Origin of the sequence: Fibrobacter sp., from assembly GCF_045131395.1 — a bacterium.
Taxonomy (GTDB): Bacteria; Fibrobacterota; Fibrobacteria; order Fibrobacterales; family Fibrobacteraceae; genus Fibrobacter.
This window is the reverse complement of record NZ_JBGUQY010000022.1, coordinates 164,254-176,175: the sequence shown is the minus strand read 5'-3', so window position 1 is coordinate 176,175 and position 11,922 is coordinate 164,254. Positions and strand designations below refer to the sequence as shown.

The 11,922-nt window shown below is 49.5% G+C and carries 7 protein-coding genes and 1 tRNA gene; 4 read left to right on the top strand and 4 right to left on the bottom strand.

Annotated elements, in window-relative coordinates:
• Positions 1–43 precede the first annotated feature (43 nt).
• From ACJMNB_RS06520 to ACJMNB_RS06510, 3 genes are all read right to left on the bottom strand, one after another.
• Positions 44–116, bottom strand: a tRNA-Gly gene (locus tag ACJMNB_RS06520).
• Between the two features lie 31 nt (positions 117–147).
• Positions 148–1,161, bottom strand: coding sequence for an adenylate/guanylate cyclase domain-containing protein (locus tag ACJMNB_RS06515; RefSeq protein WP_405340256.1), 1,014 nt, complete (start codon positions 1,159–1,161; stop codon positions 148–150).
• A 70-nt stretch (positions 1,162–1,231) separates the two neighbouring features.
• Positions 1,232–1,411 (bottom strand): hypothetical protein, encoded by a 180-nt coding sequence (locus tag ACJMNB_RS06510; protein WP_405340253.1) that lies wholly within the window; start codon positions 1,409–1,411, stop codon positions 1,232–1,234.
• Positions 1,412–1,476: 65 nt separating this feature from the next.
• Between ACJMNB_RS06510 and hemW the strand changes: the two genes are divergently transcribed.
• From hemW to ACJMNB_RS06495, 3 genes are all read left to right on the top strand, one after another.
• Positions 1,477–2,646 (top strand): radical SAM family heme chaperone HemW, encoded by a 1,170-nt coding sequence (gene hemW, locus ACJMNB_RS06505; RefSeq protein WP_405340262.1) that lies wholly within the window; start codon positions 1,477–1,479, stop codon positions 2,644–2,646.
• A gap of 137 nt (positions 2,647–2,783) precedes the next feature.
• Positions 2,784–5,495: a hypothetical protein gene (locus ACJMNB_RS06500; RefSeq protein WP_405340250.1), complete on the top strand. Its 2,712-nt coding sequence runs from the start codon at positions 2,784–2,786 to the stop codon at positions 5,493–5,495.
• A 23-nt stretch (positions 5,496–5,518) separates the two neighbouring features.
• Positions 5,519–9,790: a hypothetical protein gene (locus tag ACJMNB_RS06495; protein WP_405340247.1), complete on the top strand. Its 4,272-nt coding sequence runs from the start codon at positions 5,519–5,521 to the stop codon at positions 9,788–9,790.
• Between the two features lie 272 nt (positions 9,791–10,062).
• On the opposite strand, the gene ACJMNB_RS06490 is transcribed toward ACJMNB_RS06495, so the two are convergent.
• The gene (locus ACJMNB_RS06490; RefSeq protein WP_072800257.1) at positions 10,063–10,875 is read right to left on the bottom strand and encodes an RNA polymerase sigma factor RpoD/SigA; all 813 of its coding nucleotides are present in this window, start codon (positions 10,873–10,875) and stop codon (positions 10,063–10,065) included.
• A 267-nt stretch (positions 10,876–11,142) separates the two neighbouring features.
• Between ACJMNB_RS06490 and ACJMNB_RS06485 the strand changes: the two genes are divergently transcribed.
• Positions 11,143–11,922, top strand: coding sequence for a class I SAM-dependent methyltransferase (locus ACJMNB_RS06485; RefSeq protein WP_405340244.1), 780 nt, complete (start codon positions 11,143–11,145; stop codon positions 11,920–11,922).

The window sequence follows — 11,922 nt, the reverse complement described above, 5'->3', positions numbered from 1 at the left end:
AAAAAAAGAAAGCCACCTGATAGGTGGCTTTTCTTTTTTTTAGAGCGGGAAAAGGGACTCGGACCCTCGACCCCGACCTTGGCAAGGTCGTGCTCTACCAACTGAGCTATTCCCGCGGGGTGACCCAATTATAGAATAATATTTAGGCTATGTCAAGGGCAAATGAAGAGAAAAAATCAAAATTCCATTTTTTTTGCCCCTTAATTCGAAAAATCCGGCTTTTACGCTGATAAATCCGTGGGGTAGGGGCAGGGGGAGCTTGGTGTATAGGTCTTCCGATATCAAGAAATCTTGCCCTAGCTTGGAGCAGAGGGCCTGGATTCTTGAGGTGGTGTTCAGTACGTCGCCGTGATAGGCCATTTCGCTTCCGAAGTTTCCGACTTCGGTGGAGATGACTTTTCCGCAGTGGGCGGCGGCCTTGAATGCGGGGATTACTCCGTAGCGTTTCTTGAACTTGTATGCAGTGCGTTCCAGGCATTCCTTGAAATCGTAAAAGCAGTCGATGGGTCTGGCCTGTTTTCTGCAGTCGCTGATCTGCCAGGTCAAAAAGGCTCCGTCGCCTGCAATCTGGTAAATTTCGCCGTGGTTTTCTTCGCAGCAGTTTGAAAGCAGCCTATAGTAGTCCCGAATGTAGTTGCTGTACTTGACATGTCCCAGTTCTTCGGCAATTTCTGTGGAGTGCTTCATGTCGATGAACATGAATACCAGGTCTTCTTCCTTGGGATCCTGGTTCTTGCCGAGAAGGGTATTGATAAAGACTCTGGTTCCGAATTTCTTGTGGACCGAACGGATAAAGGTAACCAGGTGCCCGAGCAAGAACAGCTCGAAAATCAAAATGTGCGTGCTAGACAGTTTGAACACGTCCAGTATGTGCCGCATGGCGGCTTCGTTGATAAGGCCTTCGCTTCGGTCAATGTCCCAAATGAGAATGCACAGCGTAAGGTTCGCACAAATGCTGGCCAAGAAAAACCAGGAGCGGATACACAGGGCCGCAGCGACCGGTCTCTTGTCCATTTCGTCTTGCAGGATCATCACGTCATAAATGGCGTGAGAAAGTCCGGTCAAGAGCGACAACTGTAGCATGTACAGCATGCGGGTTGAATCGAACCCATTGCCGGCGCCATAAGTAAAAAGGGCCGAGGCGCTCAAGGTAAATGCCACCCAGGTCAAGATATAGAAAGCAATTGCTTTGCATTTGCGTTGTGTTAGTCGAGACATGGCCATAGCAACTTCAGTGGATAAATAGGGGCAGCGCCCAAATCATGGCGATAATGATGATGTCTTTATAGGATTCGTCCAGTAGCAGGGTCGATGCCAAAAAGAAGATGGTGGTGGACAACGTCAGAAAAATCAGGAGCGGAATCCGCTTCTTCAGTTTTTTCTTGAAATTGTTTCGTTTCTTGTCGCCCATACTACTTATATAATCTAAATTTTGGTAAAAAGGTAGGAATTAATTTTTTTTAATTGTTGAAAAAGATGTTCGGTGTTTACATCCATATCCCGTTTTGCCGAAAAGTCTGCGATTATTGCGATTTTCGCGTCATGCCATCGCAATCGAAGCTTTTCGGTGAATTCACGGGTCTGCTTTGTAAGCAAATTGTATGTTTTGAAAACCTGCATCCGGGACTGCTTTCCTCTGCAGAAACCCTTTATTTGGGTGGTGGAACTCCGTCGGAGCTTCCGCCGGAATTTTTGCGCCAGATTTTCGATTGCCTAAAGTCTGTGGGCGTTGATCCTTCCAGGCTGAAAGAAGTCTCCATGGAATTCAACCCGGAATCGACAAGCGAGGCGACTGTACAAAATGCCCTGGATTTAGGGGTGAACCGCGTCAGCCTTGGCCTCCAGAGTTTTGACCCTGCCATATTGAATATGGTGGGACGAGCCCATTCGGTGGAGACGGGGATTGCTGCGTTGCGGCTTTTGACCTCTATTCCCCATTTGCAGGTGAACGGGGACCTGATGTTTGACTTGCCGGGGCAAAGTGTGCAGGGGTTCTTGGACGATGTGGACCGCCTTTCGGATTTTCCCTTGAATCACGTGAGTTTTTACGGATTGAACGTTTCTCCCCGTTCCAGGCTGGGGCATAGGGTGAGTCGTGGCGAACTGACCGTAAACGAGGACCTGTACGAATCCATGTACACGGGCGGTGTCGAAATCCTTGAAAAAAAAGGTCTGAGGCGTTACGAGGTATCGAATTTTGCGCGACCGGGTTTTGAAAGCGCCCACAACCAAAATTACTGGAATCGTGGCGAATATGCGGGTTTTGGCCCCGGTGCCCACAGTTATTTGGGGAAAACGCGTTATTATGCCCCGGAAATTTACCCCCGCTGGCGGGAATATGTGCAAAAAAATTGCCCCAAATTCCTGCTTTCTCTAGATGAATTGGATAAAGAGGCTGCAATCATGGAGTTTTTGTGGCTATCTCTCCGGCAGTCCAAGGGGATTTCTGCCGAGGAACTGCAAAAAATGGGTATTTCCCTGGATAAATCGGTGTGCGACCGATGGATTTCGAAGGGTTTCCTAAAACACGAAATTATGTCAAATTTATTACAACGTAAATCTTGCTTTCGCCTTGAAGGGCGCGGCTGGATTTTTATGGACGATATTGTCACGGATTTGGCGAATTCTTATTCCAACTTGGAATAATCCTCGTTGGAATCGCCTTGCGATTAGGGTCACAACGTAAATTTTTGTTGTCCGTTTTCTAAAAAAAAATCATATCTTTGGTATTGATAGTTTGCAAAGAAATGTTTGCAGAGTTTGGTCGCTATATTGAGGTTGCAATGCGGTTCATAAAAGGTCACATTCTTTCGTTTGTCTTGGTATCGTTGCTTAGTCTTGCAACGGGTGCTTTGGGTGTCGAAAGCATTGATTGCATTAACTACACTGGCAAGCCCGACGTGCGCTGCATGTACTATCGAATCTTTGATAGTCGCGGAGCTAGCCTTTACGTAGTTCACCCTGGTGACACTCTTAAAAAGAAATATGCAATCAAGGGAGCGTCGTTCTATGTCTACGCTCCACAAGAAAAAGAAATTGGCCGTGATACTTTGACCTTGCAGCTGTCTGCAGACTCCTCGGATATCTTTAACCTCAGGGCTGTCAAAGCCGACGAAGATTCGGGCCTTGTAAAGTTGCGCATCAAGAGCAACTACAAGCTCTACAACTTCCAGCTGGGTACTTCCGATGACGCCTCTGCGACAGACCCCATTGTGAGCCTTGTCTACAACTTTTATGTTCCCTACCTCAAGTATTATGTTAAGGGTGAAGAAGTGACCGACGTGTCCAAGCTTTCGTTCGAAGTGGGCGATACCATGCATGTGGACGTGGAAGCCATTATCCCCATCGGAAAGGCGAAGGACCGTGTTGATTCCGCTCTTGACAGAACCTTCTACTTTGAAGCCTTTGGTGAAAGCCAGAACCTGAAGTTCCTGAGCGAAGGCGGTGAAGACTTGAAACTGTCGGACGGCACCATCAGGCTCAATATCCAGAAGGGCAAGGGCAAGTTCCTGGTGGTTGCACCCAAGGCCATTACCGATGGTTCGAGCTTCAGCATGAATGCATTCAAGGACCCGAAGGATACCACCAAGTTTATTCTGACCGATCCGTTCCCCGGCGAATACCAGTTCACGAACCCCGACATGCCGACTCTCGATAATGCTGCCATTTACGATACCGATGGCGATGGCATTGGCGACAGCATTGCGACCTGGTTCGGCGGTAAGACCGATTCCATGAAGGTGAACGGTTTCTATTACAGCTGGCCGGACGACGAATCCTTTAAAAAGTACAGTGGCGAAGAAAAGCCGAATGGCGATCGCGATATGTATGGCCTGCCCGGTGTGGAAGTCAAACTGCAGACCGATTCTGCAACGGGTGCCGTGAAGGCTTACGTTTGCTCGGTCGGTAATCGCTGCGATACCTTGAAGACCGCTCTTGCCGATAGCATCGGTGCCGCCATTCAGTCGGCAACTCTCGTGAAGGGCAATGGCGGAACGGATACTTTGATTGTTCGCTTCAACAAGGATATGGATCCGTCTTGGACGAGCGGTCGTGGTTTGAAACTCAACGGTGACGCTATCGACGTGACTGCCCTCTCTAAGAAGGGTAACCAGTGGGCCTTCGTTGTGGAGTCTGGCGTGGTGTCTGTAGGCGACATGCTCAAGATCGAAACGATCTGCAGCAGCAAGGAATGCCCCGATGGAATTCTCACCGCCGCCGATGGTGTGCCCACTAGCAAGAACAACCAGGAAGTGCCGGTGCAGAATGCGGGCCGCATTTACGTGGACAACGAGAAGAACGGCTTCTATGACCGCGATGGCGATGGCCGCATGGATTCTACCTCCCTCGGTTTCGAAACACCCATTACCGAAGACGATCTCAAGAAGATGGATATCACCTTCTACTGGCTCGACAATGACGGCGAACTGGTGGCCATCAAGCCGAACCTTGCCGACCTCACGATTTCGGAAGGCGGTACGTTGCTTGGCTTTGCCCTTGATCCCGAAAAGTACGACGTCAAGAATATGCTGACAGGAATTGACAAGTCCTATTCGAAGGACGGCGAAATCGAATACGGCTACGCTTCGATTTCCAACAAGGTTACGGTTGAAGGCAAGGAATCGGAAGAGGAAATGTTGTACGGCATGAACGACTACATGGCTCCGGTAATTTCTTCTACCTTCTTGAACCCGGAATCCTTCCAGATGATGGAACCGGATAAGTTCAAGATTACCTTCTCCGAAGCCATGGACCAGAAGAACGTGAATCTCTCTGACGATTGCCTCGCCTTCTATGTGGATGGTCAATGGGTGCATTTCAGCCTGAGCTCTTCGGAATGGAGCGATGACGGTCTCGAACTGACTCTGTTCATGGAAGCGGGCGAAGACCTGGCCTCCCGTATGAACCCTGCAGATTCCGTGCGCTTTGACAACTTTACCAATGGCTTGGTTGACAAGAAGGGTAACAAGGTTTCTGAACTTGCGCCGGCCGTAATGGTTGAAGGTGACCCCCGCGTGATCATGAAGACCAATTCCTTTGCAGACTTGAACAAGGCTGAAGAACTCAGCGAACGCGTAAAGCCCTTTACCATTGAACACGTGAAGGATGCCAAGCAGGCTTCTGACCAGTCTTCTCTGGGCGTGCTCATGGATATCGGTTATTCTACCATCATGCAAAAAGATTCTACTGGCCAGTCTGTACCGAATATGGAAGACATTGGCCTCCACTGGGAACTTTATGTGTACACCAACATCGGCAACTATGTGGGTGGCGCTTCGGGCAGTATCGCTTGCGATGACAAGTTCTTCGACGGAAACTGCCTTGAAAATCCGGACAAACTCTACGTTCGTTGGAACATGCGTTCTGATAAAGGCCGTAGGGTGGGCGCCGGTATCTATCTTGCAAAATTCAGAGTGAAAGTTTACGGAGCAAAAAGTGACTTTAAGGTTGAAAGAATCTTTAGGTGGGGCATTTCTGCAAAGAAGTCTAAATAGGGATTCTTTTAGAGGATAGGAACATGAGAAAACCAGCAAAAATCATATCGATGCTTTTATGGTCTGTGGTTGCAGCTTCTGCTGCAGACATCGAAATTCCTGCCCCGGAAAATCCGGCGACAGGTATTTGGATTCAGCAGATCGGAGACATTGTTCCCCATGCCTCGACGAAGGCGACCTTGTTCTATACCAAGTACGAGAAGGAAGACCGCGTGAAGAGCATCAGTTATCTGTACGATGGTGCAGGTTACTTGCTTATGAAACCTTCCGACAAGAAAACCCTTTGTACAATGACTGATGGTATAGAAGGTGCTGACGGTATTGTTCACCACCCCGATGGTGACCTGTTGGTTGCCGGTCAGGGCGAACGCATTTATAAGGTGAGCAAGACGGCAAAGGCAGCGAATGATCCGAATAAAAAATGTCGTGTAGCTACGGCGACTCCTGCAACGCAGAGGGGCGGCTTTTGGCATTTGATGATGGACCCGAAGGGTGATAACCTTTGGGCAGCCGGTATTCCTGGTTATCTGTATCGTTTCTCTACCAAGGAGGATCCTGCTAATCCTGGTAGCCATAACTTTGCAACGACCGGTTATCAAGTAGAACTGAATCCCAAGGGTCCCAAACATAAGGACGTCAAAAAGTTGGCAACCGTAATTTGGGATGGCGAAGGAACAGCCTTCTTTACGCATTCCGACTATTATGGCGGTGGTTGTGAAGCCGGGGGTGGAACTAGGCCTTGTGATGCTAAGGAACGCGCGGATCATGAAAAATATCATTCGTATGGCATTAAAAATTCCTTCTTTGGTGTGTTTACCGATACCACTTGGGTGACCGTGGATGATGGAAATATTGGTAAGTATGGTGGAAAAAAGGGTGATAGGGTTATTGCTTCGATTGGAACCAAGGTCCTGATTGACTCCCTGGAAGGTGCCCATGGTGGTGCCTACGATACCTATTCCAAGACAATCTTTGTGTTCGGTGGCTCCAAGATTGTGCAGATTCAGCCCTATCGCGAAAATGGCACTGTCAAGGCGAAGGTTGTCGCGGAAATTGACTTGCGTGAATATTTCTTTGTGGAATCCAATGAAAATTTGACTGGACCGAGAACAAGTGGCGTGGGTTGGCGTCTTGACCAGGGTACCACAGATGGTTACGGTCATCTTTTTGTCGCATCTAATACGGGTCACATGATTTTTGTGGACTTTGCCGCAAACCCCAAGAAGTTGATTAAGGACAATGTCTTGATTCACGTGCAGTGGATTGACAATTACTTGGATGACTTGGCCCCGCTTTCGGGTGTGGGTGTTGTCCGTGATCCCGGCCATTCTGGTGAAGATGAAGATCTCTCTAGCAGTTCCCAGAGCAGCTCTTCGCTTGTGGAATATCATGAATCCTCTAGCAGTGCAAAGTCCAGCAGCAAGCTGAGTTCTAGCTCCAACAATGGCGGCAATTCTAGCGGCGGAACCAACCTGAGTTCTACAGGCAATGGCAATTCCAGTGGCGGTGACTCTAACTTGAGCTCTGCCGGTGGCGATGGCTCCAGTTCCAATAGCAACAATGGAAGCTCCAATAGCAATGGCAACAGTTCTGCCAATGATGGCTCCAGCTCTGATAGCCAGGGTGGAGGCAGCTCCGGTAATGACAATGGTAGCAGCGGAAACGACGGCACTAGCAGCGGTGGCGAATCCAACTTGAGCTCCGGTGGCAATGGTGGCGATGGCTCCAGCAGCGACAGCAATGGCGGCAATGGCAACGGTTCTTCTTCTAGCCGTGATAATGGCAATGGCGAAGATAACGGTGACAAGTCCTCTTCTAGTAGGTCTATCGGTGCTGGCGAAGATGACGGTGGTAAATCCAGCTCGTCCAGAATGTACTTCGGTGCAGAAGACTACGAAGATGACGATGACAGCGGCTTTGACCTGTATCCGACGGTGGAACGTTTCGAAAAGGGTGACTCCATTGTTTCCAAGACGGTTGTCCTTGTTCCTACTGATCCGGATCCCAGCGACCCGAAGGTTGTCAAGATCAATGGCAACAACTATAGGCTGACCAATGATCCTACGGGTATCCCCATGGATTTGCGCTACAATTCCGGTCTGGATTCCGCCAAGGTGGGCGACGTGGTGGCCATTACTCTGGATCCCAAGAAGGTGAAGGAATACTTCGGTTCTTCCGAAAACTTGAGAATTGAAGCCAATTCCGATATCAAGCTGATTAATCCTGCTACGGGCGAAAAGGTGGATGTAATCGAAGTGAACGCAGATGGTTCTGTCACCGTGTTCGTGACTGCCGACAAGGTGGTTCAGGGTGGGTCCATTAAGGTGTTCGGCGACAACGAAATGGTTGTTATCGACAACATCAACTTCTACGATCCGATTCCGGATACCCATATCGGCTACATCAAGGATACCGATGGCGACATGGCTTTGGACTACGTGGAAATCCTCCTGAAGGATACCTTGTCCTCTAGCTATGACCTTAGCGGCGTGCAGCTCGTAATCGACGGCAAGGTTCTGGATTGCGTGGACTACAAGCTGAACAAGTCTCGTGACCGCATCCTCGTCGATGTCTCGGATCTGAAGGGTATCCCGGCTGTGGGCAAGTTCCCGAAGGATGCCAAGGCCCTTGTGTCTTATATCGACAAGAAAACCCCGGATGCAAGCTACGTGCGTGAATCCCCGATTGTCGAAGTGGGTAGCAACGTGATTAAGGATGCCTATGCCATTCGCAGCGTGAAGGGCACGGACTCCCTGTTTGTCCAGTACAATATCGACCTGTTCCCGGTTGATATCGAAATCCCCGAAATGATGGTGATGCTCAAGCATGAAATGTCTGAACGTTATGGCTTCGATGTGGACCAGATCAAGAAGGTTTACATGCCGGCCAAGGATATCGTCATCTTTGTCGGAAAGGATTTCAAGCTGAAGGGTGATAATAAGGACAGCGTGTCGCTGTATCCGGGTGCAACCTTCACGAACCTGCCCTACATTACTTCTGACGAATACGAACGCGAAGTTCCTGTTCAGGTGGTGGACAGATTCCCGCAGGTCAAGAACGTGGAATACTGGGATACCGATGGCGATGGCGTTCTGGATCGTATCGTGGCCGTGTTTGACAAGAAGTTGACGAAGGATGACCTGGATGAATCCCTCTACATGAGCTTCCCGTGGTACAGCTATCGCGGCATGATGATTCAGTTGCAGGCTCAGCCGGAAGACATGAAGATTGACCCGAAGGATCCGACCCGTGTTATTTGGGATGTTATCTCGACTACAAGGCTCACCTCCGGTGTTACCAGCATCAGCGACGATCTGCCGCAGGCCAATATCTACACCTACTACAAGGTCTTTGGTGAAACCTTCGTGACCGAAGAAGCCGCTCCGCTGGTTGACAAGATGTCTCCGATCGTGTCCAGCGCAACGCTTAGCTACGGCAAGAAGATCGATACCTTGGTGATTGTGTTCTCTGAACCGATCATGACCAAGAACCTGAAGGATGTCGATTACTTCTCCTATATCCATGGTGACTCGGTGCATGTGCTGAATCCCACGAGAATCGACTGGTCTTCTGATGGCCGTACCGCAAAGCTTGTCCTGAACGGTAGCGATGGTACGATTATGCCGGGTGACTCCATTATGGTGCATAAGGGTGTCAAGGATGCTATCAAGGATAACTACGGTAATGTCGCTGGCGAAAATCCGCAGTCGGTCATTATCGGCGGTCTCTTGAACCACTTGGTCGAAGCCACGCAGATGGGTACCTTCGATATCAATGACGATACCCCGAAGGAAGATGCTGATGGCAAGACCTACACCTTGCAGACGGTAAGCTCGGTGAACCTGCGCTATGTGCCGGGTTCTACCACCAAGGAAGACATGGAAAAAGAAGGCGCCCTTGGACAGTTGGTGCAGCTGGGCGAACGCTTTGTGCCGCAGCTCCTGGACCGCGCCCAGGTTTCCGATGACGGTTCCTATGACCCGTCGGTGCTGGATTCCTTGAAGCCCGAAGACGTGTACATCTCCTTCATCGTGAACTACTTCGATCACCTGGGCCAGTACGTGAACGACACCATTATCACGGTGCCTTGCGAAAGCCCGAAGTTCGGTGGCAACTGTCTTGAAACCGACAAGAAGGTCTTTGTGAACTGGAACTTCAAGGATCACAAGGGTCGCTTCGTGGGAACCGGCGTTTACAACGTCCAGTTCAAGATGGTGGTCCGCTACGAAGACAAGAAGATCGTAGAAGAGATCAAGGACAAGTGGGGCGTGCGCCGCAAGAAACACAAGAAGTAGCGGCTTGCGTCGCCTTAGACGCTTGTATCAATAATTGTAAAGTGACCGCCTGGTAGCGGTCACTTTTTGTATATGTATAAAAAGCAAAACGCCCCGGTTGTTGAACCGGGGTGGCTTGCGGGGTGAAACGAAGTGAACCCTTTTATAGATGCTGATCAATTTCTGGGGTAAGGCATAAACGTGGGTGAGAGCGCGAAGCGCGAACAAGTATAAAAAGCAAAACGCCCCGGTTCTTAAACCGGGGTGGCTTGCGGGGTGAAACGAAGTGAACCCTACTTATTAATGGCTGCCAAAAACGCGTCCTTCTTGTCTTGGAGGAATTCCTTGCTGTTGTACTTGCGGATGCGGCGGAGGGCCTGGTCACGCAACTGGCGCACACGTTCGTGGGAGATGTTCATGGATTCGCCCACTTCGCGCAACGTCTGCGGAGCTTCCTGGTTGATACCGAAGATACCGGTAATCACCTTGGCTTCGCGTTCCGGGAGCTGTTCCATGAGGTCGCGGGCCAAAGCTTCGACGCTCTGGATTTCGGATTCGTTTTCCGGGTTCGTGGCGGTGCCATCGGGCAGCACTTCGGCATAGGTTGCCTTGGAGTCTGCCTTCAGAGGGCTATCGAAGGAAACGCCGCGCTGACCGATCTGGATAAGTTCACGGATTTCTTCGTTGATTTCTTTACCGCGGCTCTGTTCGTGCAAAGCCTTACGCACACGGAGGTGCTGGTTAGCCGGCAAACGAATCAAGTTGCCCTGTTCGTTAATGGCGCGGGTAATATAAGCCTTAATCCACCACACGCCGTAACTAATGAACTTAAGACCACGAGTGTGTTCAAAGGATTCAATTGCACGTACAAGGCCCATGGCGCCTTCGCTCACCAAGTCCGGCAGAGGAATGGGGCAGCCACGGTATTGAATTGCAACTTTCAAAACGAAACGCATGTTTGCAGAAATAAGCTTCTTACGGGCGATTTTGTCGCCTTCTTTTGCTTTCTGGAAAAGAATCTGCTCTTCTTCACGGGAGAGGGGAGCGGTGCGTCTAATATCTTCGAGGTAACGTTTTAGAGTAGTATCAGTAGAATCAATATGCATTTTATAACCTTACGTCCTTAATATCGTTTATTTTTTAAGCAAGATGCGTGCCAAAAGTGTAAAAAAAATGCAAAGTGTATCAAATTTCTCGTATATTGTCACACTTTGCTGAATTTTGTCGTTAAATATACAAATTTTGTTTCTAAATTTCAACTATTGTCATTATTTTATGACTGATGCGGGGCTTTAAGGGCATAACTCCTATGCCGAGAGGTTGTAAAAGTCCCGGCTGTTGCCAGACAAATGAATTAGTATATTTTACACGCTATGTCTATTAAAGAACCCGATCAGTCTGTTTGGAACAGATTTTGGCAGCAGAAGAACGATATGGAGAAGGTTTACCCTTCGTCCCCGTCCGTGCTGAATACGATTAAGAAGAATTTTAAGCTCGAAGGCCTGAAGGTTTTGGAAGTGGGCGCCGGTACCGGTCGCGACAGTGCAGAACTTGCTCGCCTGGGTGCCGATGTCTATGTGCTCGATTATGCTGAAAATAGTTTGAAGATTGTAGACGCCATTCGAGCCAAGGATAACCTTTACGACAATTTGAAGTTGGTCCGCGGCGACGCCTTCAAGGCGCCCTTCCCGGATTGCACATTTGACTTGGTTTTCCACCAGGGCCTGGCCGAACACTTCAAGGATTCGCTCCCCCTCATTAAGGAAAACTACCGCATTCTTAAGCATGGCGGTCACTGCCTTTGCGATGTGCCGCAGACGGTTCACCCCTACACGGTCATCAAGCATATCTTGATTGCCATGGACAAGTGGTTTGCCGGTTGGGAAAAGCAGTTCACCATGCCGCAGCTCAAGAAGCTCATGACCGATGCGGGCTTTGAATGCGTTTACGATTATGGCGACTGGATGCGCCCGAACCTGTTCTACCGCATTGTGCGCGAAGTGGGTTTCAAGGTGGGGGTCGAACTCCCGAAGTATCCGCTGCAGGGTTCTGCCTACCAGAAGGTCAAGGACAAGATTCTTGATTCTCTCGAAAACAATTCGCTTATGCACTACACGCAGTTGTGCATTGGAGTCCTGGGCAAAAAGCCCTAG